28 protein-coding genes are annotated in these 25,380 nt (G+C 45.8%); 10 read left to right on the plus strand and 18 right to left on the minus strand.

Annotated elements, in window-relative coordinates:
- The first annotated feature begins 328 nt into the window (after positions 1 to 328).
- Complete coding sequence (locus QUA80_RS07825; RefSeq protein ID WP_333422959.1) at positions 329 to 2,116, plus strand: CHASE2 domain-containing protein; 1,788 nt, start codon at positions 329 to 331, stop codon at positions 2,114 to 2,116.
- Positions 2,117 to 2,146: 30 nt separating this feature from the next.
- On the opposite strand, the gene QUA80_RS07830 is transcribed toward QUA80_RS07825, so the two are convergent.
- Positions 2,147 to 2,293: a CopG domain-containing protein DNA-binding domain-containing protein gene (locus QUA80_RS07830; RefSeq protein ID WP_015174531.1), complete on the minus strand. Its 147-nt coding sequence runs from the start codon at positions 2,291 to 2,293 to the stop codon at positions 2,147 to 2,149.
- Between the two features lie 29 nt (positions 2,294 to 2,322).
- Here QUA80_RS07830 and QUA80_RS07835 point away from each other — a divergent pair, with 29 nt between their 5' ends.
- The 3 genes from QUA80_RS07835 to QUA80_RS07845 all read left to right on the plus strand — a co-directional run bounded on the left by QUA80_RS07835 (position 2,323) and on the right by QUA80_RS07845 (position 4,739).
- Positions 2,323 to 3,567, plus strand: coding sequence for an RNA-guided endonuclease InsQ/TnpB family protein (locus QUA80_RS07835; RefSeq protein ID WP_445302219.1), 1,245 nt, complete (start codon positions 2,323 to 2,325; stop codon positions 3,565 to 3,567).
- An 82-nt stretch (positions 3,568 to 3,649) separates the two neighbouring features.
- Entirely contained in the window at positions 3,650 to 4,408 is a 759-nt protein-coding gene (locus QUA80_RS07840) for a MinD/ParA family protein (RefSeq protein WP_333422963.1), read from the plus strand.
- 205 nt (positions 4,409 to 4,613) lie between these two features.
- Positions 4,614 to 4,739 carry a photosystem II protein Y gene (locus QUA80_RS07845; RefSeq protein WP_333422965.1) on the plus strand — a complete coding sequence of 42 codons (126 nt, stop codon included), beginning with the start codon at positions 4,614 to 4,616 and terminating at the stop codon, positions 4,737 to 4,739.
- 158 nt (positions 4,740 to 4,897) lie between these two features.
- On the opposite strand, the gene QUA80_RS07850 is transcribed toward QUA80_RS07845, so the two are convergent.
- Positions 4,898 to 5,038: a hypothetical protein gene (locus QUA80_RS07850; protein WP_333422967.1), complete on the minus strand. Its 141-nt coding sequence runs from the start codon at positions 5,036 to 5,038 to the stop codon at positions 4,898 to 4,900.
- A gap of 135 nt (positions 5,039 to 5,173) precedes the next feature.
- Between QUA80_RS07850 and malQ the strand changes: the two genes are divergently transcribed.
- Entirely contained in the window at positions 5,174 to 6,682 is a 1,509-nt protein-coding gene (gene malQ / locus QUA80_RS07855; protein WP_333422969.1) for a 4-alpha-glucanotransferase, read from the plus strand.
- Between the two features lie 387 nt (positions 6,683 to 7,069).
- Here the strand turns inward: malQ and QUA80_RS07860 are convergent, their stop codons facing one another.
- A complete protein-coding gene (locus QUA80_RS07860; protein ID WP_333422971.1) occupies positions 7,070 to 7,951 on the minus strand; it encodes a RodZ domain-containing protein in 882 nt (293 codons plus the stop codon).
- A complete protein-coding gene (locus QUA80_RS07865) occupies positions 7,948 to 8,742 on the minus strand; it encodes a pseudouridine synthase (protein ID WP_333422974.1) in 795 nt (264 codons plus the stop codon). Before QUA80_RS07865 ends, QUA80_RS07860 begins: the two co-directional genes overlap by 4 nt.
- 597 nt (positions 8,743 to 9,339) lie before the next feature.
- Between QUA80_RS07865 and QUA80_RS07870 the strand changes: the two genes are divergently transcribed.
- Entirely contained in the window at positions 9,340 to 10,131 is a 792-nt protein-coding gene (locus QUA80_RS07870) for a DUF2993 domain-containing protein (RefSeq protein ID WP_333422976.1), read from the plus strand.
- A gap of 201 nt (positions 10,132 to 10,332) precedes the next feature.
- Here the strand turns inward: QUA80_RS07870 and QUA80_RS07875 are convergent, their stop codons facing one another.
- From QUA80_RS07875 to QUA80_RS07885, 3 genes are all read right to left on the minus strand, one after another.
- Complete coding sequence (locus tag QUA80_RS07875) at positions 10,333 to 11,250, minus strand: phosphatidate cytidylyltransferase (RefSeq protein ID WP_333422978.1); 918 nt, start codon at positions 11,248 to 11,250, stop codon at positions 10,333 to 10,335.
- Between the two features lie 343 nt (positions 11,251 to 11,593).
- Positions 11,594 to 12,187 (minus strand): precorrin-6Y C5,15-methyltransferase subunit CbiT, encoded by a 594-nt coding sequence (cbiT, locus tag QUA80_RS07880; RefSeq protein WP_015174540.1) that lies wholly within the window; start codon positions 12,185 to 12,187, stop codon positions 11,594 to 11,596.
- A gap of 99 nt (positions 12,188 to 12,286) precedes the next feature.
- Positions 12,287 to 13,894: an aminotransferase class I/II-fold pyridoxal phosphate-dependent enzyme gene (locus tag QUA80_RS07885; RefSeq protein WP_333422981.1), complete on the minus strand. Its 1,608-nt coding sequence runs from the start codon at positions 13,892 to 13,894 to the stop codon at positions 12,287 to 12,289.
- A gap of 176 nt (positions 13,895 to 14,070) precedes the next feature.
- On the opposite strand from QUA80_RS07885, the gene QUA80_RS07890 reads away from it, so the two are divergent.
- Positions 14,071 to 14,307 (plus strand): hypothetical protein, encoded by a 237-nt coding sequence (locus tag QUA80_RS07890; RefSeq protein ID WP_333422983.1) that lies wholly within the window; start codon positions 14,071 to 14,073, stop codon positions 14,305 to 14,307.
- Positions 14,308 to 14,390: 83 nt separating this feature from the next.
- Here the strand turns inward: QUA80_RS07890 and QUA80_RS07895 are convergent, their stop codons facing one another.
- The 8 genes from QUA80_RS07895 to QUA80_RS07930 form a co-directional block, all read right to left on the minus strand.
- Positions 14,391 to 14,753: a hypothetical protein gene (locus QUA80_RS07895; RefSeq protein WP_333422985.1), complete on the minus strand. Its 363-nt coding sequence runs from the start codon at positions 14,751 to 14,753 to the stop codon at positions 14,391 to 14,393.
- Between the two features lie 85 nt (positions 14,754 to 14,838).
- Positions 14,839 to 15,480, minus strand: a complete 642-nt coding sequence (locus QUA80_RS07900; protein ID WP_333422987.1) for a carbohydrate-binding protein — start codon at positions 15,478 to 15,480, stop codon at positions 14,839 to 14,841.
- A gap of 63 nt (positions 15,481 to 15,543) precedes the next feature.
- Positions 15,544 to 15,906 carry a hypothetical protein gene (locus tag QUA80_RS07905; protein WP_333422988.1) on the minus strand — a complete coding sequence of 121 codons (363 nt, stop codon included), beginning with the start codon at positions 15,904 to 15,906 and terminating at the stop codon, positions 15,544 to 15,546.
- Positions 15,907 to 16,170: 264 nt separating this feature from the next.
- The gene (locus QUA80_RS07910; protein ID WP_333422990.1) at positions 16,171 to 16,989 is read right to left on the minus strand and encodes a pentapeptide repeat-containing protein; all 819 of its coding nucleotides are present in this window, start codon (positions 16,987 to 16,989) and stop codon (positions 16,171 to 16,173) included.
- Positions 16,990 to 17,009: 20 nt separating this feature from the next.
- Positions 17,010 to 18,089 (minus strand): glycoside hydrolase family 64 protein, encoded by a 1,080-nt coding sequence (locus QUA80_RS07915; protein ID WP_333422992.1) that lies wholly within the window; start codon positions 18,087 to 18,089, stop codon positions 17,010 to 17,012.
- 83 nt (positions 18,090 to 18,172) lie between these two features.
- On the minus strand, positions 18,173 to 18,583 hold the full coding sequence (locus QUA80_RS07920; protein WP_333422994.1) for a CAP domain-containing protein: 411 nt from the start codon (positions 18,581 to 18,583) through the stop codon (positions 18,173 to 18,175).
- Between the two features lie 63 nt (positions 18,584 to 18,646).
- Positions 18,647 to 19,591, minus strand: coding sequence for a glycosyl hydrolase family 17 protein (locus tag QUA80_RS07925; RefSeq protein WP_333422996.1), 945 nt, complete (start codon positions 19,589 to 19,591; stop codon positions 18,647 to 18,649).
- Positions 19,592 to 19,695: 104 nt separating this feature from the next.
- Positions 19,696 to 20,613, minus strand: a complete 918-nt coding sequence (locus QUA80_RS07930; RefSeq protein ID WP_333422998.1) for a glycoside hydrolase family 19 protein — start codon at positions 20,611 to 20,613, stop codon at positions 19,696 to 19,698.
- A 557-nt stretch (positions 20,614 to 21,170) separates the two neighbouring features.
- On the opposite strand from QUA80_RS07930, the gene QUA80_RS07935 reads away from it, so the two are divergent.
- Positions 21,171 to 21,419, plus strand: coding sequence for a gamma-aminobutyric acid A receptor, epsilon-like protein (locus tag QUA80_RS07935; RefSeq protein WP_333423000.1), 249 nt, complete (start codon positions 21,171 to 21,173; stop codon positions 21,417 to 21,419).
- 133 nt (positions 21,420 to 21,552) lie between these two features.
- Here QUA80_RS07935 and QUA80_RS07940 read toward each other — a convergent pair whose 3' ends face one another.
- Positions 21,553 to 21,909, minus strand: coding sequence for a hypothetical protein (locus tag QUA80_RS07940; protein WP_333423002.1), 357 nt, complete (start codon positions 21,907 to 21,909; stop codon positions 21,553 to 21,555).
- A 121-nt stretch (positions 21,910 to 22,030) separates the two neighbouring features.
- Between QUA80_RS07940 and ychF the strand changes: the two genes are divergently transcribed.
- Both ychF and QUA80_RS07950 read left to right on the plus strand, forming a co-directional pair.
- Positions 22,031 to 23,122 (plus strand): redox-regulated ATPase YchF, encoded by a 1,092-nt coding sequence (gene ychF, locus QUA80_RS07945; protein ID WP_333423003.1) that lies wholly within the window; start codon positions 22,031 to 22,033, stop codon positions 23,120 to 23,122.
- A 21-nt stretch (positions 23,123 to 23,143) separates the two neighbouring features.
- Positions 23,144 to 23,509 carry a phage holin family protein gene (locus tag QUA80_RS07950; protein ID WP_333423005.1) on the plus strand — a complete coding sequence of 122 codons (366 nt, stop codon included), beginning with the start codon at positions 23,144 to 23,146 and terminating at the stop codon, positions 23,507 to 23,509.
- A 225-nt stretch (positions 23,510 to 23,734) separates the two neighbouring features.
- Here QUA80_RS07950 and QUA80_RS07955 read toward each other — a convergent pair whose 3' ends face one another.
- Both QUA80_RS07955 and QUA80_RS07960 read right to left on the minus strand, forming a co-directional pair.
- The gene (locus QUA80_RS07955) at positions 23,735 to 24,187 is read right to left on the minus strand and encodes a DUF3531 family protein (protein WP_015174552.1); all 453 of its coding nucleotides are present in this window, start codon (positions 24,185 to 24,187) and stop codon (positions 23,735 to 23,737) included.
- 15 nt (positions 24,188 to 24,202) lie between these two features.
- Entirely contained in the window at positions 24,203 to 25,219 is a 1,017-nt protein-coding gene (locus QUA80_RS07960; protein ID WP_333423008.1) for a Sll0314/Alr1548 family TPR repeat-containing protein, read from the minus strand.
- Between the last annotated feature and the right edge of the window lie 161 nt (positions 25,220 to 25,380).

The following is a 25,380-nucleotide window of genomic DNA, read 5'->3' on the forward strand; positions in this document are numbered from 1 at the left end:
CTTTCACTATAATATTGCAAACACAGGCATTCGCTGATGCCGACAAATATTTTTGAGCAGCTAGTCGAAGGCACAGATACACAATTTGAACCTTGACATATCATCAATAACATTAATCAATTCGATCGGCAAGTGGATTCTCCGTCCGAAAAATCAGGTTCCCTAGGTCGCGAGTATAATTGCATACAGTTGAGCGCGGCCAACTGTAAAATTTTGTTACAAAGCGGTCGGAGTTTCTCGGTGTTCTAAGATGGATGAAGTCTCCGGCAGGCGGCAAAGGCGAAACAACTGCTGTTCCAGAAACAAATCAAACTTTTATGCTGGGATAATGAGTAAAATATCTAACAAAATTCGATCGGCAACGGCTCAATTGAGTCAAATGTATAAACCATCACTAGCATTTGCTAGGTCTGTATTAATTGCCAGCGCGGCAGTAACATTGTCCTTGATGGGGGCCAGACAACTAGGAATACTCGAACCAGTAGAATTAAGCGCTTACGATCAAATGCTGAGGTGGCGTTCCGACGAAAAGCCAGACTCGCGCTTGCTAGTAGTGGGGATTACCGAAGCAGACATTCAGAAACTGAATCAGTGGCCGATATCCGATCGCAAAATAGCTGAAATATTACAAAAACTGGAAAAAATGCAGCCTGCTGTCATCGGTTTAGATGTACTGCGAGACGTACCTTTAGGAGACGGCCGCCAGGAATTAACTAAAGTTTTACAAAAAAACGATCGAATTATTGGAGTATGTTTAGTCACCGACGGAAGCCCCGACAATCCCGGTTCTCCGCCTCCGCCGGGAATGCCAGAAAACCGAGTGGGATTTGCTGATTTCGGAGTCGATCCGGGTGGCATACTCCGCAGGGCTTTATTATTTATGAAACCGCCAACAATTAAAGGCAATTCCTCGGTTCAAAAACATCTTTGCAATGACAGTTCTCAAGTTTTATTTTCATTCAACCTCCAGCTAGCACTCCGCTACCTGCAAGGACAAAAAATCTCTCCCAAACTGGCAGCAGATCAGTCTTTATGGCTGGGAAAAACCAACTTAAAAAAATTAGAAAGCAATGACGGAGGATACAGAAATGCCGATGCCAGAGGATATCAAATACTAATTAATTATCGTTCGAGACAGCAGGTGGCAAATCAAGTCAGAATTACGGACGTTTTAGAAGGGAAAGTTGACCCTAATTTAGTTAAAGATAAAATAGTGCTCATCGGTTATACCACAGAAACCGTTAAAGATTTATTTTATACTCCTTACAGTGCGCGAAAGCAAAGCAACCAATTCATGCCGGGGATCGTGGCACACGGACAAGTAGTCAGCCAAATTTTGAGTGCAGTTTTAGACAACAGACCGATGTTTTGGTTTTGGCCGGAATGGGCAGAAATCCTGTGGATTTCGGGATGGTCAATTTTGGGAGGAACCTTGGCATCGCGGATGGCTCACCCTGTGCGCTTGGCGCTGACATTCGGGGCAATACTGTCCGGATGCTGCGCGATCGGCTTTGGGATTTTTCTGTTGGGAGGGTGGGTGCCTGTGGCAGCGCCAGCCTTAGCATTAATCTTAACTGGCGGTAGCATTGTATCAGCAGACAGATTTAATAAAGCCGGATACGGGAAAGCAATTAGCGATCGAGTAAAACAAGTCTTCAAAATCGAAATAGACCAAGCCAAAAAAGAACAGCAAGTCGCAGAAATCACAGAATCGGATTTCTTTAAAGAATTGCAGCAAAAGAAAGATAAACTGAGGATTAGCAAAAAAGAAAGCTCTGAAAAAGCACCTTCCGATCCCCAAGAAATAACTCCTAGTAGCGCAGAGCTTCCCAAGGCCGAAAGTCAGACAGACGAATATTTAAATCAGTTGCAAGAAAAAGCCACACAGCAAAAGCAGCGCGCCGCCGCAACTGAATCGGAAAACAGCTCAAAAACGGGCGCGTCCGATGTCGGCGGCGGTGCTAGTTCAGCGGAAACCAAACCCGATGACGAGTTCAGCGATTTGCAAGCCAAAGCCAAACAGATGCGGGAGCGCAGGGGCGCCCAAAAGATGATAAAAGATGAAAAAATTGATAGTTTAACAGATAAGGAGGATTTGGGGGGCAAGGAAGAATGACCGGAAATAATGGGATACAAGCCTCGCACTTCAGGGCGACTTTTCTTTTGGTTTGAGTTTTTGGATATATTGTCTCACTACTTCAGCGGTAGTTATTTGTTTGCTCTCGGCATAAGCTTGGAGCCAGCCTAGTTCCTCATCTGTAAGCCTTACTTTAAAAGTGTTTTGTCTTGCCATTCGCGTCCGTAATAGGATACTATACTATGATGAAAGCACGTTATCGTTTTCGCGTCTACCCCACACCCTCGCAGCAGTTGGCACTCGCTAAACTGTTCGGGTGTGTGCGTGTGGTGTGGAATGATGCACTGGCTCACTGCAATGCTGAATATCGGGCAGGAGGTAAGAAACCGAGCAATGCTGCATTACAGAAGCAATTTATAACCCAAGCCAAAAAGGTAGCAGAAAGAGAATGGTTAACGGAGGTTTCTAACGTACCTCTGCAACAATCGCTCAATGATTTAGAACAGGCGTACCAAAACTTCTTTAAATCATGTAAGGGAGAGCGTAAGGGAAAAGCTGTTAAGCCACCACGGTTTAAGAAGCGTCGGGCTGCACAGTCTGCACGGTTTACTACCTTTGGTTTCAAGCTGCAAAATGATTCTCTCTATATTGCCAAGATAGGCAACTTAGATGTAGTCTGGTCGCGTCCTCTCCCGTCTGAGCTTAGCTCGGTAACAGTGATTAGAGACGCAGCCCACCGCTATTTTGTCAGCTTCGTCGTGGAGATTGGGCCAGAAACTTTACCACCTACTGAAAACAGCGTGGGCGTTGATTTGGGCATAGCCACCTTTGCCACATTAAGCACTGGTGAAAAAGTAGATGCACTCCTGCCACTGAAAAAGCGTATTCAGCGTGTGAGGCGATTAGATAAAAACCTAGCCAGAAAGCAGCGAGGCTCTAAGCGGTACGAGAAGGCACAGCGACGGAGAGCTAGACTGTACGCCAAGCTTAAGGATACAAGAACAGACTTTCTGCATAAGTTATCAACCAGATTAATCGACGAAAACCAAGCGGTAATTCTGGAAGATTTAAATGTCGCAGGCATGGTCAAGAACCGTAAGTTATCCCGTGCAATCAGCGATTTAGGGTGGCGACATTTCAGAACATTTCTAGAAGGAAAAGCCCAAAAGTATGGGCGTGAATTTCGCATCATTAGTAGATGGGAACCTACCAGCCAGCGTTTCTCGTGTTGTAACGAGATTGGTGGCAAGAAGGAGCTATCTATTCGTGAGTGGACTTGTCTATTCTGTGGATCGAGCCACGACCGCGATATCAATGCAGAGGTAAATATTAAAGTCGCCGGAGGGCATTCGGAGACTCAAAACGGATTGCAGAGGAAGCGTAAGACTAGCGCAAAGTTAGCGGCATCCGTTGAAGCGTCAACCCGCCCGGAGTTCATTCAACTCAGTTTGTTTGACCTGTCGGGAATCACTGCACCTGATAGTCGGTGAGGATGTCAAAGACAACTCGACTGCATCATCGAGAATTGCATCATAATGGGTTCTCGCCGTTTCTTACGCTCATACGCAGATCATGTCCAAAATCATCTCTGTCCACTCTTACCGGGGCGGAACTGGCAAATCGAACACGACAGCAAACCTGGCATCTATTCTCGCTCGCGGCGGAAATCGGGTCGCCATTGTGGACACAGACATTCAATCACCGGGGATTCACGTGCTGTTCGGTTTCAGCGAGAGCAACATGGATCGCTGCCTGAACGATTACCTGTGGGGCCGGTGTCCGATCGCGGATACGGCCTACAATGTGAGTTCGCTGTTGCCAAAATTAGCCAGTAACGGCAACCTCTACCTGATTCCTTCGAGCATTAAAGCAGGGGAGATAGCGCGAGTTTTGCGGGAAGGCTACGATGTGGGACTGCTTACCGACGGCTTTCAAGAACTGATCGAGGTTTTGAACTTAGACTACCTATTTATAGACACGCACCCGGGGCTCAACGAAGAAACCCTCCTCAGCATCACTATTTCCGACATCCTGCTGCTGATTCTGCGTCCGGATCAGCAAGATTTTCAGGGAACGGCTGTCACGGTAGATGTTGCCCGCAAATTAGAAGTTCCCAAGATTTTGATGACGATCAATAAAGCCCCAGAATCCCTTGATTTCGAGGATTTGAAGCAGCAAGTAGAGAGTATTTACAACATCCCAGTGGCAGGGGTACTGCCCCACAGCGACCAGATGATGCTGCTCGCCAGCAAGGGAGTGTTTGCGCTGCACTTCCCCAACGACCCTCTAACTAAGGTTGTGGAAGGGATTGCGAAACAGATTGTGGGATAATTGGTGCAGCGAATGCCGAGCTCCCGCCCAGGAGTTTTGCTTTCGCTCTCATCTTGCGGAGCGATGTCCTCCTGCGTATCCGGCTGCTAGTGACCCAGGAACTTTTAAAGCCGACAATATTTGGTTAAAGACTCAGGAGAATGGTGACAAAATGAGATACAAATAGATTATGAGAATTTGTTAAAAAACTTTAGGAGGAGAACTCATGGATTTTGACTTCCGCATACTAATAGTATTGCTGCCCGTCTTGTTGGCGGGCGGCTGGGCTGCTTACAACATCGGCAGTATAGCTCTCAAACAAGTGCAGAAATTGTTGAACAAGCAAGCTTAAACTCAGCCTCTTTTCAGGTAATTCCGCAGCCGACTGTTTTTTGAGATACAAAAACAGCCGGCTGATTTGTGCATTGGCTCTACTTAAGCGATGGCTGATTTGTGGCGGGCAATTTACTACTGCAGAGAGATAGGGCGAAAACGAAAAAAACGTTATCTTCAAAACTTAGCCAGAAACCAGGTGCGATCGACCAAAATACTTTGTGGCAGCAGAGGAGCTTGAGTAAAAAAACCTAGTTGCGAAACCAGGGCGATCGCATAACTTCGGATCTTGATGTTTTCCTCAAAAATATTTGGCAAGCACGTTCCCGCAGAAAATATGAGACAATCACAAAAGTATTTGCCCTGACAATCGCCCTAAAAACTGCGAAGTTTAAGTGATAGGGAATATCGGTCAAATTGTCAATGTTTAAATCCTATATCTTTAGATAGATTATGCTTTTTCCCAGATCGAGCGGCATTCTACTCCACCCCACATCCTTTCCCAGTCGATTTGGCATTGGGGACATGGGAATAGAAGCATATCGCTTTATTGACTTTTTAGTAGAGAGCGACCAGCAATACTGGCAGATACTGCCGCTGGGCCCGACAGGATACGGCAATTCTCCTTATTCATGCTATTCAGCAATGGCGGGAAATCCGCTGCTGATCGACCCAGAACTGCTGCGGGACGAGGAATTGCTCGCAGATGAAGACTTCGCTAATTTGCCAGAATTTCCGCTGGATTATGTAGACTTCGATCGGGCGATCGCCCTGAAAGTGCCTTTGCTCAAAAAAGCTTGCGAAAACTTCCAAGCCAAAGCATCTCCTATCCAGCAAAAAGAATTCTCAGCTTTTTGCGAAAGCAAAGAGAATTGGCTGGAAGATTACGCCTTATTTATGGCACTAAAAGATAACTTTGGCGGTGTTAGCTGGAACAATTGGGAACCAGAAATTGCCCGTCGAAAACCCGAGTCGGTAGAGAAGTGGCGCCAGCAGCTAAATGCTGAGATTTATTACTACAAATACGTTCAGTTTGAGTTTTTTCGCCAGTGGACGGAGTTGAAACGCTATGCTAACCTGCGGGACATTAAAATTATTGGCGACATTCCGATTTATGTAGCTCACGACAGCGCGGATGTGTGGTCTCATCCAGAAACATTCTGCTTGGATGAAGCCACCGGAGAAGCAGCTTTAATGGCAGGAGTTCCCCCAGATTACTTCAGCAATACAGGTCAATTGTGGGGCAACCCCGTATACAATTGGGAGAAGTTGAAAGCAAATAATTTCGAGTGGTGGGTGGAGCGTTTTGAAGCGATTTTCGCTTATGTAGACGTGACTCGGATCGACCACTTTCGAGGGTTTGAGGCTTACTGGGCGGTGAAGCGCGGACAAGAAACTGCGATCGAGGGAGAGTGGATTAAAGCGCCGGGAACAGCTTTGTTGGATCTAATTAACGAGAAGTTTGGCAACTTGCCGATTATTGCTGAAGATTTAGGAGTAATTACTCCTGAAGTGGAAGCTTTGCGCGATCGATACGAGTTTCCAGGAATGAAGATTTTGCAGTTTGCTTTCGGCGCGGGCCCTGGCGATCCTTTTTTGCCTTTCAACTACGATCGCAACTGCGTAGTTTACACCGGCACCCACGACAACGACACGACTGTCGGCTGGTTTAATCAACTGCAAAACTACGAAAGAGATGAGGTTTTACGTTATTTGGGCTGCATCGATCCCCAAGGAATTCACTGGTCTTTAATCCGCATGGGTTGGATGTCTATTGCTAATATGGCAATTGTGCCGTATCAAGATTTGTTGGGTTTGGGTACGGACGCGCGGATGAATTTTCCGGGGAAACCAGAAGGAAATTGGGGATGGCGGTATCGGCCCGAAGCTTTGAATTGGGAAGTGGGCGATCGCCTCAAAACCATGACTTACATCTCCGGCCGCGCTCCCAATAAAAATTGATTGTCGGTAAGGGGTAGTTGGTAGTGGGTAATTGGTAATTGTTAATGGGTAATATCAAATCTGTTAGCATCGAAATTATTCCTATCTCTATTCTTTTCATCGGCGTAAATGTGCGTCAATCTCTTATCATCTGCGGTTCAGCTTTTTTGACCGCAGATGAGGGCAGATAAACACAGATTAACGCAGATGAATTCTCTTGATTCCGGTTGTACGGTCGGGAATTGTTGACGGTTGACTGGATTTGACTATTCCGATGCAACCGGGTTTGATAGAATGGGTAATTCGTAATTGGTAATGAGTCCATCAAGACGGATATTCTAATTAAAAGCCGTGGACTGCCAGCCATTACCTATTCCCGATTACCCATTAACAATTACAAATTAACACTTACCCTTCATTTTTGGGCGGTGTTGCAGGCTTGAGGTCGTCTGCTTTAAAAACTACTTCTTTGACGACTCCAGGAACTCCGAGTTGTTCGGCTTGTCCGTTATTGACGGCAACCATTACTCCGCCGGCGTTACCTGCTACCACTACCAATTGCTTTTGAGCCCCCCAGGTGCGAACAGTCCCGGTCGGCAAAGTTCCCTCAAACTCTGTTTTACCATCGACTTCAACCTGCATCCACGATTCTGCTTTAAAAGTGACGCTAACCATCACTGGTTTATTGCCAGATTTATTTAAACTTTGACCTGTTCTTACTGCTTCGACAGTCTCGTAACTATCCGGTTTCTGATTTTGTGAGGCTCTCGATGCCTCAGCAGCTAAACGGGCTTGTTCTTGCTGCCCAAGCGCTAGTTCTTCGGCTCCCGCACCGTTTTTTGCGGTAACAGAACCGCTCATCAACTGAGATAAGACATTGACCGAACAGATAATTAGAAATGTGTAAAAGAGGTAGAGGTGCATCGGGCGCAACTGAGGCCCATCTTGCCAGGATAGCTTCGTTCTCGATCGGGGCGGCGGTTCGATCGGGAAAAAGTCGGCAAACTGATTTCCGTCCAAACCCATTGCTTCAGCGTAGCGCTTGATCAAACCCTGAGTGTAGACTGGTTCGGGAAGTTGGTCGAGTTGACCGTCCTCGATTGCTTGCAGCAGATTCCGCCGAATCATTGTTACCACGGCTACTTTGTCCAAACAAATCGACTGCTGTTCTCGGTACTGGCGGAGTTGAGATCCTATTTCCGCTAGCTTCTTTTGAGCTGGTTCTGGCTCTTGGGAGTGCAGTTTCTGCTTAGTTGTTTTGAAAAATAAAAACAATAAATTCTTTGTCATATGCTGTGCTCCGGGGAATTTACTGGCACGCTTATTGATGTTAGGTTGACTAGATTCCATAAATAAATAATTTCCGCATCTTCTAGGGGTCGGCAGCAGCCTGGTGGCAATATTGGCGAACCGGGCCGCTGCAGTTGAATCGGGCCGATGGCTGTACGGTGCAGGCGCACCACGGGATATCCCAACTGTTCGGCAGTTCGCCGAATCTGTCGGTTTCTGCCTTCTGATAGAATGACTTCTAACAGAGTTTGGTCTCGCGCGCGATCGAGAACTTTAACTTTCGCCGGCAAAGTCTTTCTGCCTGACAAGATTATGCCCTGACGCCACGCTTCCAGTATGGGTTCCGGGGGATCGCCGCTCACCCAAACCTGATAAGTTTTGGCGATCGAGTGACGTGGATGAGTCAAAGAAAATGTCAGCTTACCATCATTGGTGAGCAAGAGGGCGCCGGTGGAATCTGCATCTAAGCGTCCTACGGGGTGGATGCCTTGACCAAAGCGCAGTTTGGGCGGCAGCAGGTCGAGAACTTTCGATCTGGCGTTGGGATCGCTGCAAGTAGAAACGACGCCTGCCGGCTTGTTGAGCAACATATAGACCTCTGCCGGTCGATCCGTTGGTTTCAGCGGGACTCCATCGACTTGGATGAGATCGCGATCTGGATTCGCTTTTTGTCCTAAATGAACAATATTGCCATTAACTCGGACTCGTCCAGCTACAATCATCTGTTCTGCAAGACGGCGAGAGGCAATGCCCCACTGGGCGAGGATTTTTTGCAGCCTTTCATCAGACATGACGGGAGTGTGGAAACCCCCAACGAGCGAGCGGTGGGGTAGGAAACACGATACGGTTAATTGCTTAACCTTACTACTGATGCTCAATTCCTGGTGGGGAATAAATTATAATGCTGACCAATCATTACAGCACGCCCGGCTTGATGCAGATTGTCCTGATGGCATGACCCTGAATGTTGTGCAAAAACTACGAGGAAAAGACTCCTGGTAGGCACAGGCTTGCACCGTTGCTGTGCGGCTGGTTTGAGAGGTGTGGGTTTGACCAAACCCTAAACCAACACTACCATAAATCCCGTACAGCTGGTTAAATTTATACGCTCGATCGCGAATTTTTCCTCGGGATCGCACAACTCAGGAACTCAGGAAAGATCCCAAGGGGGGAAAAGGTGAGAATTTTTCTGCTTCTGGCGTTGCTGAGGCGAGATTTCAGCTTGGTTTTGGAGTTAATAGGAGTTGCGCTCATGAACTCGGTTTCTTATAAAAATATGAGGTTTACGGCAATATATCTGTGAATCAAAGGGGTTTTTGAGGCCGGATGCGCAAGTTCTAGTTAAATTTCTGTGCTTGAATATTAAGGTTTATATTTTGAAATTATTTATGACTGTCGATCGAAACTCTCTTCATTTTGACAATAAAGATGGCGCTGCTGGCTCTGGTGAGACTGTTAATCTCGGCGAGGAGCCGGGGAGACCTTCGCCGAGTCAAGGCAGCCGGATCGCGAGCGCGGTGCTCTCTCCGGCGGTGCAGTTGTGGCTGCGATCGCAAGTTCAGCAGGTAGACGACTTGAAGGTGAAAATAGAGGGAAGCGATCGACAAATCTTCAGCGGTGCTATCCCCAAAGTCACGGCTGCCGCTCGCGGTGCTGTGTATAAAGGACTACACCTAACTGAAGTTGCCATAGAGGGCTGCGGCATTCGCATCAACCTCGGTCAAGCTCTCAAAGGCCAACCCCTGCGCCTCCTGGAATCCGTTCCCGTGACAGGCGTTTTGAGGCTCTCTCAAGCGGATTTGAATGCGTCGCTGAAAGCGCCTTTGCTGGCTGATGCTTTGAGCGAATTTTTGCTGCCCATGCTGCCGCTGACAGATAGGGAACAGTCGCTGAAGTTGCAAAATTCGCAGATTGCTATTGAGGCGGGTTTGTTAACGCTTTCGGCGACAATTTTGCGCGCTGGCGGTAGGCAAATTCCTTTGGTATTGCAGACGGGTTTGCGGATGGCTAGCGGTCGCGAATTGATGTTTGAAGAACCAGAAATCGAAATGGATGGAGAATTAAAGAGCAGTGATTTCAATGGTTTTAAAATTGATTTTGGACCGGAAGTTGAGATTGAAGAATTGATTTTGAGTCCGGGGGAGATTGTTTGTCGGGGCGGAATTAGAGTTTTGCCTTAGTTAATTAACAGTTGATAGTTGACAGTTGACAGTTGACTTTAACCTAGTTCCTCGGCAGATCCTGGGAATACATACCCAATTCCCTGCGCGGGCCAATTCCCTGCGCGGGCCAATTCCCAATTCCCAATTCTCAATTCCCTGTTTGGCCTGTTTGGCCTGTTTGGCCTGTTTGGCCTGCGCGGGCCAATTCCCCATTCCCAATTACCGATTAATTAAAAAAGAGTCGATCGCGGGCAACAGTAAAGTGACAAAATAGTAGACTAAAGGCGCGGTAAAAACATAACTGTCGGTGCGATCGAGAATGCCGCCGTGACCGGGGATCAACTGTCCCGAATCCTTAACGCCGGCGTCTCGCTTCATCATCGACTCAGTTAAATCTCCCAACAGGCTAGCAACCCCAATCAACAGACCAAAAGCAGCCCCAGTATACGGCCACCCCGGCCAGTGTAAATACCAAGACCCAGCGACTGCCACGGCCATGCTGCCGCAAACTCCAAATACGGCACCTTCAACGGTCTTTTTGGGGCTGATGTGGGACAGGCTAGTGCGGCCGAAGAATTTGCCGACAAAATAAGCCCCAATGTCAGCGGCCCAGATGCAAAAGAAAGCCAGCAGCAGCGAAGTCAATCCTAAAGATATGTGGCTGGAATTTGTCCAAGACGGGGACGGGTAAATGTTAACCGGCAAATTGCTTGCTACTGCTTGCGAAAGTTGGGTTGTAGCAAGATTGGCTGGGTCGAGGCCGACTCGCAGGCGTACCCAATAGCTGGGCAAATAACCGCCGTAGAACAATCCTAAAACTGAGGAGGCAATATCGGCGATCGTCGATAATTTAGGTTGGAATAACAGGTAGAAACAGATTAAGGTTCCCGCTAGAGGGAACATAGCATCTACGAGTTCCGGTGCTAGGGCGGCAGTAATTAACAGCCCTTGACTGACGGCTAAGGTAGTTTTGGCAGCGGGCGCAATGCCTTTAGCCCTGGCTAATTGAAAATATTCCAACTGGCCTAGGTAGACGATGACTCCAAAGCCGACGGTGAAGTACCATCCCCCCATAACAATCATTCCCAAAGCAAGGGCGATCGCAACTATTCCACTGAGGATACGAGACCAAGGCATAAATGAATTTCTCTTGCAGACGGCGGCGGGTAATTCGATTTTGGATTTTGGATTTTGGATTTTGGATTTGAGATTTTGGATTTTTCTAGAGCACGAGTCGATCCCTTGCACAGCAAACCCCCATCCCCGATCCGTTATCCAATATCTCAAGTCAGGCGGTCAATCCAGCTAGGGTCGCCCTTATTCTAAGTATGAAGGTTAAGTGAACTTAAAAAAGATTAAGAATTACATTTAGGAATGGGCATAGGGCATTGGCCCGCGCAGGGCATTGGGTATGTATTCCCAGGATCTGCCGAGGAACCAGGTTAAAGTTAACTGTCAACTGTCAACTGTCAACTAACTTCTAATCCAGCTTTTCGCCGCTGAGAATAAATATGGGATTGACGGCGGCAAAGGTTTGACTCAGGCCGCGAGTCTCCAAGCGGTTGACGGCGGACTGGACTACTTCGATGTTGCGGACTTGCAACTCGGCGAACCCTTCGGAAACGGCGTAAAGATTTTCTAAATTCGAGGCGGTGGCGACAACTCTACCGTGGGGTTGCAAGTACCGCCAGACTTCTTGGAGAATGGCTTTAATGGGGCGACCTCCTTCGATGCAGACTCGGTGGGGGGGTTGGGGCAGGTTTTCCAGGCATTCCGGGGCACTGCCTTCTATGACTTCTACGTTGTTGAGCTCGAATCGATCGCAATTTCTCCGAATCAAGCTTGCTACTTCTTCGTCCCTTTCGACGGCGATAATCCGACCTTTGGGACACAGCAAACCTGTTTCTACGGCGATCGTACCAGTACCTGCACCGATGTCCCACACGACTGAATCTGCTTGCAGCCGCAGGTGGGAGATTAACAGCAGTCTGACTTCTCGCTTACTCATGGGAATTCCCGGTAAACGTTCAAATAAGTCATCCGGGATGCCTGGAGTGACGTAGGGCCAAAGCATAGTTATATTTTTGATTTTTGATTTTTGATTGAAGCAAGACCGAAGTGGGAACTCGCCGAAGAAGTAGAAATTCTCCCAATTTCCCCCAAGCCTTAGTATTTACTGTCGCACAACCTTGAGAGTTTGGAGGCCGGGATCGCTGCAACCTGTGATTTTTCCGCCGGCTGCCAGGATTTGTTGCAGGTAGTCAACGGCTGCTGGGGTAATGATTTCACCGGGCATCAGGACTGGTATTCCTGGGGGGTAGGGACAGATGAGTTCGGCGCACAGGCGATCGACTGCTTTGTCTGCAGGTACTGTTTCCGCTGGGAAAAAGAATGCCTCGCGCGGGGAGAGTGGGGGAGGGGAAAATCGGGGGAAGGAGAGAATCTCGTCTTCTTTCTGACTTCTTCCTTTTAACTGAGATATTGCACGATTCTCAAGAACGGGCAAGATGCCCGTTCCACTTTTAATCACAGGCAAGATGCCTGTGAAGCGAAGAGTCAACTTTTTTGTGGGGTGGGCATCTTGCCCGCCCATAAAAGGCTTATTGACTATCGTGTCAGATGTGGCTTCTAAAAGAGTACAAGCTTTAACTAAATTGTCAATATCTGATTGTGTATTTCCCAAGCTGATAATAAATGTTAAATGTTGGGGCATGGGAAGTTCTGCTGTGACGCCGAGTTGAGAGTGCAGAATTTCATCGGCGGCAAATCCTGTGATTCCTAAATCTGATACTTTGACTGTTAGCCTGGTTCGGTCTAATGCTGCAAAACCCGGAGTGTTTAACGGTTCTAAAACTGATAAGCCGGGAATTTGACTGATGCGCGATCGCGCTTTTTCTGCTAGCTGTAAAGTTTGCGCCATTAACTCTTTGCCGTGGAGTGCCATTTGTTGGCGGGCGGCGTCTAGGGATGCTAATAATAAGTAACTCGGACTGGTGGATTGTACTAACTGCAATGCTTTATTTAATTTTTGGATATCTATGCGATCGCCCTTGACGTGCAGCATCGATGCTTGTGTCATTGCACCCAGGGTTTTGTGGATGGATTGTACTGTTAAATCGGCGCCGGCTGATAGTGCCGGTTCTGGCAAGTTGGGATGAAAGTTAAAGTGCGCGCCGTGAGCTTCGTCTACTAATAACGGTATGTTGTATTGATGGGTAATTTGGGCGATCGCCCGCAAATCTCCGCAGACGCCGTGATAGGTTGGGTAAACTATCATTACTGCTTTGGCGTCGGGATGTTGTTCTAATGCGGAGGCTGTGGCTTCTGGGGTGATGCTGTTGGCAATATCCCAATCCGGGTTGTACTCTGGATTGACAAAAATTGGAATTGCACCCGATAAAATTAAACCAGAAATTGCCGAGGAGTGGATATTTCGAGGTAGGATAATTTTATCGCCGGGGCCGCAAGTTGCTAAGATGGCGGCGATAATTCCGCAAGTCGAACCGTTAGCCAAAAACCGAGTTGATTGAGATCCAAATGCTTCGGCGGCCAAGTATTGAGCTTCGGCAATTGCACTTTCTGGGTTAAAGAGATTGTCTAACTCCGGCAATTCCGGCAAATCCGATCGAAATACTGCTGCACCGAATAAGTCAATTAGGGGTTGAGAGATTCCTTGTCCGCCTTTGTGTCCGGGGGCATAAAATGGGGCGTGCGGATGATTTGTGCGATCGCGCAAGGCATCTAATAGAGGCGTTTGTTGTTGAGAGTTTGCTGGTGACACGCTTAATCCTGATTTGATTATTTGGAATTATAGCAACCGCCGAGGTTTCACTGGACGTTATTAATTGCTGAAACCGTTGCTGGAAATTTTGCGATCGCATCGACTGCTTCCTTTTTCGTTGCAATCGCCCACAAGCAACACCGTCTCAATTTCAAACTTCTCTAAAATGACTGAATATGGACTGCTTAAGTGTGATACCCAAACAGTTGAAAATCCTGGCTACTGCTTTACTTATGGTTTGTCTAGGGGCTGTGGTTTCAGTTAAAGCACATAATCCTACCACAGTCTGCGGCTATTTTTCAGCCAAGACTGGCTTTCGAGTCAATACAAGCTGTTCGATAATATCGGCTGCTTTCTTAACTGTGCCCGATCGCCCGATCGCGTCTTGGAGGGCGATCGGGCTTTGTTTATAAGAATCTTGGGTTAGGACTTTGGCGATCGCAGTTTAGGACTGAAGAAGATGTTGGGTTGACGTGAGGAAACCCAATCTACAAAATCAACGATCTTCTCTGCATACTAATGTACCCTTGCTGTTCTCAATACCAAATATACAACGCTTGGGGTTTGCCAAACTACTTTCTTGCAATTTATTTTCCACATTGTAACAACTAGCCGTCAAAATATCGTCCTTTACAGACCTATTTGGACAAGTAAGTAGATAGTTTCCTGCTGGAACATCTGTAGAAGAGGAAGGGATTACTTTATCCGAATTGGTTAACGGAGTTTTAGAAGAGGAAGGGTGTATTTTATCCCAATTTGCAAACATAGCCCCACCAAGAACACCGACGACAGATATCACTGCCAATATAATCTGGTTACGGCTACCAGTTGCTTCTTGTTTCTGCTGATTATCACTCATAGTTCACATCCTTAATGATTAAGCGATAGTGTAAGTAGAGGTTGGGTTTTCTCACGTCAACCCAACCTACAAGATTAGCGATATGCTATTCAAGAGGGATTGATTCCCACAAGGCAGGAGTATTCGGTGGAATCCAGTTGTCTGCATGAACCGTATGTGACTGTCTGCATCTGTATTTTTTATTCTGAAATGCTATTTCCTCGCCTACTTTATAGTCCGCATTCAGCGCCCAAAGTTTCAGTTTAGGTTTTGCCGATCGATTAACTTTTTGACCAAACGACCCATTGATATAAACTTCAGCTTGTGCTTGACTCCATTCTTGAAAAGGTGGAGCATTAGCTATATTTGTTTTTTTCTGTAACAGTTTTTTTTCAATAGACCTCTCCAAAAAAGAATCTGAAACCATTGCCGTGTCCAGATAAAAACTTAGTTTGTGGAGAGGTCTAATAGCTATTGTTGAACCCTTGTTGCTTGCTTTAATTCCATACTCCTGTTTGACTTCTTCTAGTTTTTGTTTGAGAATTCGTTCAGAGACCTTACAGATGCCTGATAGTACAGGCAAACTGCTTGCCAGCACACCTATTACACCAAACACGAAGGAAGCTGCTTCTGCTTGATTGTCTTCGGAGGAATGTATTAAAGAAGGAATTGCCAAGCCAATGCCAGCGCTAACAGATATTGTCAGAAACTTGCGTCTTTTAACTGAAAAACCCTTATTATTTGCCATAAATTAAATAGCTCCTGTTAGCGAACATCAATAAAAAACAATACTAAAAATTCGCAAGTATTGCTAATCAATTAAATCATATTCCTGCCCATTTACTTCTAATTTATACTCAAAACTTTTCCATTTTAATGGATTGACATTAACAGTGACAATAACTATTAAGCTCTTCTTGGAAGAGTAATCTGTGCTTACCCCTTTTAGTTTGTAAGTTCCCAGAGTAATCTTCTCTTTTTTGATAGATGAATTATTGACTAGCAATTCAACTTCAAAAAAGCCTTTTGAAAAAAGAACTCGAAGGTCAGGATTAAACAAAATAGGCGATAAATTCACCTCAATTAAATTTGAACCAACCTGAGCATATTTTCTGTCTCTTAATAATCCCATTAACCCTCCAAATTCAGCTTGGAAATTCTCTCTTCTCTGCACAACTTCTATCCTATGATAATCCTGTTGAAAAAAATACTCTCTTTTAGTTTAGTTTTCACTTAGCCAAATAGTTAGTTTATAACTAATCCTCGGTCGGGGTAAAAACCTGTACTTTTGGCTAGGTGTCGCCCTAAACTACTGGCTGCCAAACGCTTCTCTCAAGAACGGATGAAAGGTATTAGCTATCCGCAATTTCAGGATTGATTTAGAGTGAACGGGGGCGATCGCTTCCTATGGCTGCTCAATTAACTGCTTTCAAGGTAATTAGAGTCGATCGCGTAACTCTTGGTCATAGTGGGCTGTTTCCCAGTTTTTAGCAGTTTTGACTTGCTCTGGAGCTAGGTTTTTAGCTCGATTGAGATGAGCTTCATAGAGATTTGCTCCATTGAAGTTAGTTCCATTGAAGTCAACATCCTCAAGGTGAGCTCCATGTAATGAAGCTCCACTCAGGTCGGTGTGACTAAGATTAGCACCCTCGAAGCGTGCCCCATTTAGGTTAGAACCTTTGAGGTTGGCTTTGTTTATCCAAGCACCTTGGAGGATCGCTCCACCGAGTTGAGCTTTTTCCAGTTCGATCCCCTCTAAATTTGCTCCTGGAGCTTTCAATCCTTGTAAACTAACCCCATCTTTATTCAGGTCTTGCAAAGCCTGAATTCTTCCTCCACTACCGTTTTGACCCAACGCTGAATTAATAACCGTCCATGCTTGATAGTGTGCTTGCTTCTGTCGTTTTGGTGCTTCCCAAACATAGCGACCCAACCCAATTACAACAGTTATTACTATCCCACTCTGTAATAATTTCACAGATCCCTTGCGGAGCAAAGCCAATTTTTTCTTGGTAGGTAAGTGCAGTGCCCACTTAGTCCAAGTAGTATGTATGTTCCACCAATTCTTAGTCTTAGGGTACGGATCGATAGGTTCTTCTGACCTGAGATCGTATAAACGGCGATAGATGTCTATCTCCATATTCAACCGTTTTGCTTCGCACACTAAGTCATACTCTCGCTGCAATCGGTCTGGACCATCGTAGACTCTCGCAAAACTTTCTCGCAATTCCTCAATATTTGGTGTATCTTTGTTCATAACCGCCCCAATTTCTTCACTCAATCCCAGCTTATAGTTACCTTCAATTCTTCAGGATTATGATGTTCAAGCAAGGTACTTTGCTCGCAGACATCATCAAAGGGAAATCCATAAGCTTTGTTATCTATGCTGTGAAGGTGCCAGAATTGTGCATAGTAATTAGCCGGGGAATTTTTATAATACTCCTCTGGAGTATACCCATTCTCTGGACTGCCCAATATGTGCCTGTTGAGCATAGCGCTAACTTGAGATTGAATGACCTTTTCAGTGGCATTGCCTTTAGCAAATACCCCCGCACACTCAAAAACTTCCGCAGAGCTGGGATAGTCGATCGTATATTTTGTATTGAGGTCGCCATCCTTTGTAAACGTAAAGATACTGTTTTCTATTTTTCCAGTAAATCTTCCCTCATGCGTAGTAAAAACCAATTCGTTTGACGCATAATATTTCCACATTTCATCAATGTAGCCATCGAAGTATTTTTGGTAATTTTGACCACTCGCGAAACCACCTTTAAAAGGGGCTACAATTCTGTATGGTGCCTGAACCAGAGATTGAAATTCGGTTGGGACACTTGCTATGTATTGATTGAACAAGGCACTTCTGGATTCAGTTATTCCCAGTTTGTTTGAAAATCCATCTGATGCAGTCAACTCAATTGTCATTGGGAAACCAAACTGATCTACTTGAGTCGTATTACCGTGAAAACCTGCATCATCAATGGTAAATTCTAACCAATCAAAATAAACGTCCGCATTGGGGTCAGATGGATTAGCCGGATTTGGGCCCATAAAACCAGCGCCATTGTTGACAATTTTCAGATACGTTGGCGATCCGAGACTAATATATGCTCTACCAGAATCGATCTTAGGAACTTGTATTTCGGAAATTTCACTAACTGTATGCAAATAATTGCACCAGTTTTGTTCATTTTTGGTCAGATGACCGGGCGCATCGTTGTCACTATCATTGCAGGGGACTAAATTACCATCTTTGTCTACATGACAAAATTGACCAGTAGAATTTTTGCCGATGATGACAAAGTAGATCTGTTCGGAGGAGTATTTTCCTCCAGTGTTATTGGTGAATGAAAATTTCATAATGTTCCCTTTTTCAAAAAATGAATGGCTGGAATTAGGGGGGAAAAGCTAAACTTTCTGATTGAAAAGCTTTTCCCACGAAGTTATTGTGGTGTGGCAAAAACTTGTGTCCAGTAGTATGTGTAGTTAACTTCGCCGGTATCGTTGCCTAAGAAGTAGTAACCAACACCAATTTCTTGGAACTGAGGATTGAGAATATTAGTACGATGTCCATCACTATTCATCCATGCTGTTACTGCTTCCTCTGGCGTGGCTCTCCCGGCAGAAATGTTTTCGGCATAATATGATGATTTATAGCCTTCTGCGCTAATGCGATCACCTATCTGAGAACCAGTTGAACCAGTGTGATCGAAAAAGTCATTTAATGCCATATCTACACTATGCTTTTGTGCGACTGCTCCTAACACAGGATTGAATTGTAATGGTGATAAACCCGCTTTAGAGCGCTCAACGTTAGTGATCTCTACAACGCGAAAAATCGATTGTTCGTTCATGGAAATGACCTCTTCAATATGTGGTTTTCGACTTTACATCACTTGACGGAAGCAGTAATTCAGTTAAACCTTCTGCTGGTGATCCCCTTGGTCATTGAGATACCAAAGTCCATAGTGTCCTTCCGCAGAAAATTGTAACTTATTACTTTTCCAAGGTTCGTCAAATGCTTCAAAGAAATAAGTTATCACCTGATTTTCAAATGCCCACTTATCAATTGCTTCATAATAAGCAAGGAGATTTACCACATTGTTATCTGTGTTGTTAAAGCTAACTCCCTCTGATGGCCAGCCAGTTTCACCAATCATCACCTCGCATTGGGGATTAACGTCTGAAACGGCTGTTTTGATTTGATAAAAAGCCTGACCTACTGCATTCACACCATCTTGAGGTGTGACAGAGTGCGAAGGTGGATAAAGATTGCATTGGATAAAATCGCAATTCTGAATAAGTCCTTTTAGCTCGTTGTAATAGGTGCTGTTAGTATTGGCAATTTCACCAAAGGTATTCGAGCGAACACCTACTTTTATACCGAAATTGTGGGCTTTTTCCTTGTTGGTCACAATCATCTGAGTGACTGCATTTACTTTGTCATCATCGCTGACGTATTCATTGGTGAAAACGAAAGAAGTCACCGTGTTTGGGTAAGAAGTGTTCGCTAAGGATGCCGCAGCAAAAGCAGCATCGATTTCTGCCTGCTGTAGCGCCATGTCAATCTGCTGTTGCTGGTTAGTCTTTTGATAAATTCCCTGACTAACTTCAAAGGCGATTTTACCCCGAAGTTGATTCAACTGGGCTGCGGCACCAACAATATGACAGTTAGAATTGACCTGATTCCAGAGTGTTGTGGGCGGGTATCCGTCATAGCCCATACTGTAGGTACTTATCTTGTTGAAATACGGTTCGATGATTTCCAGCATCCGAACAATATCCTGCTGGCTGTATGAGTTCCACAATTGATTCGCGGGGCCAACATACGGACTAAAAGCTACACCAAGAAATTCAGACATAGTGATACTTCCATCTTGCAATGAGATGTATTTTGTGCAAGGGTTCCAGATAAGTTGTGCGACGCATCTAGAACACTTGCCAAAAACTTTTTGAAACAGAATCTTTAGTAGTGCGCCATGTTTTCGCAAAAGATGATCTCACCCATGTTTACACCCAACATCTGGGTAAAACGCTCGTAGAAACCCACCCTGTCGCGAACCTTGTCATTAGTAGGGATGCTACATTCAAGACCGCCATTGATGATGTTGATAGTCATGCCAAATCCAGGTGCACGTCCCTTGCTGGCATCGTCAGGAGAAGGTGTCCAACCACCAGTCATTACTGCGTGACAAGAAGGCTTGGGTGGCTGTGAGGTCATCCAGAACCACAGAGCAGTTTGGAAGGCGATGACGCCATCTGACTTAACCAGGTCAGGGTTATTAAGCAAATCCGCGCCCAAGACTTCGCCCATCTGACCGTAGTTGTAGTTCCACGACAGTTGTATGGGCCCACGACCGTGATAGGAGCGACCAGACGCACAAGGATAGGTGGTATTCGATGCGTCACAGTATTGACTTGTGGGATTTTGCTCTTCGATAAAGTGCAGACCCCAAGCAAAACGTCCACCAGGAGCAGCGTCCCAACCTCCCGTCGTCTCATGGGCAATATTTGCTAGGAACGCGGCTGCCTCCTGTTTGCGTTGCTCATCTGAACCCTCATTGCAAAACTGCGGGTACTTCTGAGTTGCCGTCACCAGACTGTCATAAGCGTACAAAGCGTTACGGTTGGGGAACATGGCTTCATAAGTTTCAGAAGATATAATACTTGCGAAACCATTACCTCCTGGCAAAGTGACAGACCCGTTAGGAATGCAGAGTTCCTGACCTACTGGCAAATTGCTAGCATCATGGTCTGTCAATGAGCTGCCATCTGGTTTTTTAATTTCACGCCAACGATTAGCATCACCCAATTGTTCTTGAGCTATCTTAGAAGGCGTATTTCCAGGCTTTACTATGTACGATCGGCCAACTGTACAAGACATAAATTGCCTCAACTGAGTAGGTTGTTCAAATTTGAAAGTAACCAACAAGCTTGTAGACTATTTCTGCTTGCGATTCCCTCTGTAAACCCACTGTAAGGTGATACACCCAAGGAAGGTGCTAGCCTGTAGTTGAGTTTTCAGCCCATACAAAAGACCTGCCATGAAGCTGACTCTTAATTAAGGGAATAACCTGTACTTTTGGCTAGGTGTCGTGCCAAACCACAGGCGGGCAAGGCTTTTTGGAGGGCGATTGCGCGATTTGAGATTGTAGATTTGAGATTTTAGAATTGCTCCCACGGGCTGTAGCGATCGCACGTGATGAGTAAGCTACGCTTTTTTCAAGGGTCTACGACCTGTACCGTGAGGCTGTGACCAAATTGCTTTCGATCGGCATAAAAAATCAAATACAGATCAACCCGGTTGCTTTTGTCTACTCCAAAAAGCGGATTAAAAATAGTGCAAAATATCAAATTTAATAAATTTTCACTATTTAGATAGATGCCGTATTTTTAGTTTTTTATATACGCTGATTGTATCGAGTTATTAATAGAATTGCCGTGATTTTTCCCAACCCTACTCCGTTTCCCGGCCCGCAGATTCCCAGTACCGAACCGGGGCTCCCGACTATACCCGCATCGCCACCAGTGCCGGGCCCCGTTCCCGAACCGATTCCCGGGCCAGTACCGGAGCCGGTACCTGCACCAATTCCGCAGCCAATTCCCGAACCGGTGCCGGAAACTGTACCCTCTCCAATTCCTCAGACAGTGCCGGAGCCTATTCCTCAGACAATCCCTGAACCTGTATAAATTATGTTTTAGTCGATCGCGAAATTTAAGATTGTTTGTCAGGTCGATCGCAAAAACCGGCTTTCTCCAAAGTCCCCAATCTTTTTGATGAATATCAGACTTGAAAAAACTCGGTTTTTGCCTAAATTATCAATTAATTGAAGTTGAGCGCAGTCTCTTTGCAAAGGTCAACAGCATCCAAATCAGTGGATTTGCCGTCAGAGTATTCGGCCCTGACATCGAAAATACAGCCCGCATCCGAGCCGCCGTAGTCAGCTTGATTCCACTCAAAATCTGCCTTTTGGCGATCGGCAATCGGGGCCTCTAGCTCGTTTTCTCCCCAAGTATCCTTATCGGGAGGAGACATATAAACGGCTGTCATCGTCTTGCCGCTGTTGTTAATCACCGAAACTTTGACCATCTGAGCCAAGACGCTAGGCGCTGTCAGCGCTAACAGGGGCAGCGACAGCCCCGCAGCGATCGTTACTTTGCTGAACCACTTGTTAACCATTGAGCCATCTACCTCAAGTTCGATATTTATTCAAGCTTAGCTGTAGAAGTTAGAAGGGACAAGTCAGATATATTGCTATTGCTTATGATATTTTGAAACAGTGATATGTTTCTAAATACCTATGCTTACTGCCGGAATTGTCGGACTGCCTAATGTTGGCAAATCTACTTTGTTTAATGCTCTGGTTGCTAATGCCAAGGCGACTGCTGCTAATTTTCCTTTCTGTACGATCGAGCCAAATACGGGTATCGTGGCAGTGCCAGACGAACGGTTGAACGTCCTGAGCAAGATTAGCAATTCCGCGCAAACTGTGCCGACGCGGATTGAGTTTGTGGATATTGCGGGTTTGGTGAAGGGGGCGAGTCAGGGGGAAGGGCTGGGAAATCAGTTTTTGTCTCACATTCGGGCCGTAGATGCGATCGTCCACGTTGTCCGCTGTTTTGAGAATGATGATATCATTCACGTTGCGGGTTCTGTCGATCCTATCCGAGATATTGACATTATCAATCTCGAATTAATTCTAGCAGATTTAGCTCAAATTGAACGCCGCCTCGATCGCACTCGCAAGCTGGCCCGCAACAACAAGGAAGCTCAGGCAGAAGTGGACGTGCTCGAAAAATTGGTCGCAGTTTTGAATGCGGGGAAACCGGCGCGGCAGTACAATTTCACAGATGAAGAAGCTGAATTAGTTAAAGGTTTGGAATTGCTGACCAACAAACCAATTATCTATGCTGCTAACGTGTCTGAGGACGATTTAGCAACGGGAAATAGCTATGTCGAACAAGTGCGGGAAGTAGCAGAAGCAGAAAATGCTAAAGTTGTCATAGTTTCGGCGCAAGTTGAGTCAGAATTAGTGGAGTTATCCGAGGAAGAACGAACGGATTTCCTAGAATCTCTGGGGGTGCAAGAAGGGGGCTTAAAATCTTTGATTCGAGCTACTTACGAATTATTGGGTTTGCGGACTTATTTTACTAGCGGGCCGAAAGAAACTCGCGCTTGGACGATTATCGCGGGAATGTTAGCACCGCAAGCTGCTGGGGTTATTCACTCAGATTTTGAGCGGGGTTTCATCCGGGCAGAAACTGTAGCTTATGAAGATTTGGTTGCTGCGGGCGCGATGAAAGCGGCTAAGGAAAAAGGCTTAGTTCGCAGTGAAGGAAAAGAGTATATTGTACAAGAGGGGGATGTGCTGTTGTTCCTATTTAATGTTTAGCTTTTTTAAGGAGATGAACACATGGATATCGTTTCGCTGGCAATTGCTTGGCTGGTTACTTCTGTGAGCTTTTTTATCATTTCCAAGTTGCCCATCGGGGTGGACATTGACACTTTTGGAAAAGCGATGATTTCGGCGGCGGTTTTTGGATTGCTGAATGCTTTGGTGCGGCCGCTTTTTGTGGTTTTGGGTTTTCCATTGGTGTTGGTAACTTTTGGTTTGTGGATAATTGTTATCAACGCGATTATCTTTGGATTGGCGGCTTGGCTAGTGGATGGATTTCGCTTGCGGTGGGGAATTTGGAGTGCTTTGCTGGGGGCTATTACTCTCGGTTTTATCAACTCTTTGCTCTACGAGCTGTTGCGGACTCTGCCAAGTGTACGGTAGATCGAGGTAACGCGGTAGAGGCGGGTTTATCTATCTTGTTAGCTATAGCAAATATCTCTAGTTAACTGGTTTAACTGGTTCCTAGGCTCTGCCTGGGAATCAATGTCCAGAGGCTCTGCCTCGCTTTCTGAGCAGCTTTCATAGGAGGCAGAGCCTCCGGATCTGTGTTACCAGGCAGAGCCTAGTAACGAGTAGAATCCGCCCCTAATGAGTAATGACTAATCACTAATTATCAGCCGCAAAAGCCTCTCGACGACGACTGTTGTCAACGGGCCAGTCTGTATTTTCCCCGCCGATAATGAGTTTTTCAATTGTTACGAATTCTTTGCTGAGTTGCTGGAAAACATTAATCAAAACATCGAGGCCAATTGCATCGCTAGTTCCCAAATCAAACCAGCAGCGAGCCCAAGAACCTTGATACTCCATTTCTCCCATATTGTGCATCAAAGCCATCATGCTTTGGTCGGCTAGATTAACATCGTAATTCATCTGACTGATATCTAAGCCTTCATCTTGAACTTGCAAATTTTCCGCATTAAATCCTCCCAGTTTTCCCAAGAAAAACCAAGAGTCAAACACTTCTTCAACATACTGTTTTTCACCGTTTGAAGGCACGTTGCTGAACTTCAGCCAAATCCAGAGGTCAAAGGGGTTAAACTCGCGAAACTCTACTTGCATAGTTTTTTGGTGTTTTTATAGTGGTGGTAAGGCCGCGGGCCCCCAGACTCCATCTGCATCTCTAATTTTATCGCGCATCGGGTCGCAGGCGCGAGATTTGCTGTCGAGACGGTTGCGGGTTCTGCACTGCTGAAAGAAGATTTCGGCTACTAAACTGCGCGGCAATTGGTCGGGTTTTGCTAAGGCTGCGTCGAAGTTTTTTCTGGCTTCCTCAAGTAAGGTTTTGTTGCCGTCTTTCCCCTGGGATTGGGAAAACAAGATTTGTGCTTTTAGATAGAGAACTTCTGGATTATTTGGCGTTTCTGCTAGGGATTTGTTGGCAAATTCTAAAGCGCGATCGTACTTTTTCAAGTCTCGATAGCCTACTGCCATGCCGCGATAAGCTAAGTAGCGGGGAGAGGCTTTTTGTTCGAGTCTTTGAATCGCTTCGTTGGGGTTGGAAAAGGGCAGGTTGGTAGCTAGCATTAAGTCCATGTACCCTTTGAGCAAGTTTAGTTCGGGGTCGTTGGGCGCTATTTTGTCGGCGGCATCTAGGTATTGAAATACTACTCGCAATTTACTCAAAGCTTGGGGCGCGCCTTGGGCTGTTCCTTCTTTGGCTATAATGTTCGCCCCTTCTAAAAAGTGACCTGCTGCTGTATAAATGTTGCCGCGCAATGGATTAGTTTTAGTCAATTTTTCGCCGACTTCGCGGGTTTTTTTCGCGTAGGAATTCATCGAGTTTAAGTCCTGCTCGATGTATGAGAGGGAGGCTGCCATCGCATAGGCTAGGGGTTCGTTTGGTTCGGCTGATAGTGCTTGTTGAATTTGAGTTTTTGCTTGTTTGTAGTTTCCTTGCTGAAACATTGTTTTGAAAGCGGTTTCGGTGTTGGGCCCGATCGCCTGCGGATTGCTGCTGCGAAAGGGATCTCCCGCTACTGCCGAGTTAATGCAGATGCTGAGGGCGATCGCTGCTGCACTGGCGATCGCCCGCACTGTCTGTTTAGAACTTAACATTTGCTTGCCCAGCGATGCTAAATGGGTTTTCGTCATCGTCAATTCTCTCAATGGAATATACTGTAAACTAGAAACAAGAGAGTTAAATTTTCAGACTCTCGGGCCGCGACCAAAAAAAGAGTGAAATTTGCTTGATTTTTTCTAGCTGTTGCGGTATATTTTAATAATGGAAGTATGACTTTTAATTGAAAAACGGA

The sequence above is a fragment of the Microcoleus sp. F4-D5 genome, assembly GCF_036704885.1.
In the GTDB taxonomy this organism is placed as follows: domain Bacteria; phylum Cyanobacteriota; class Cyanobacteriia; order Cyanobacteriales; family Microcoleaceae; genus Microcoleus.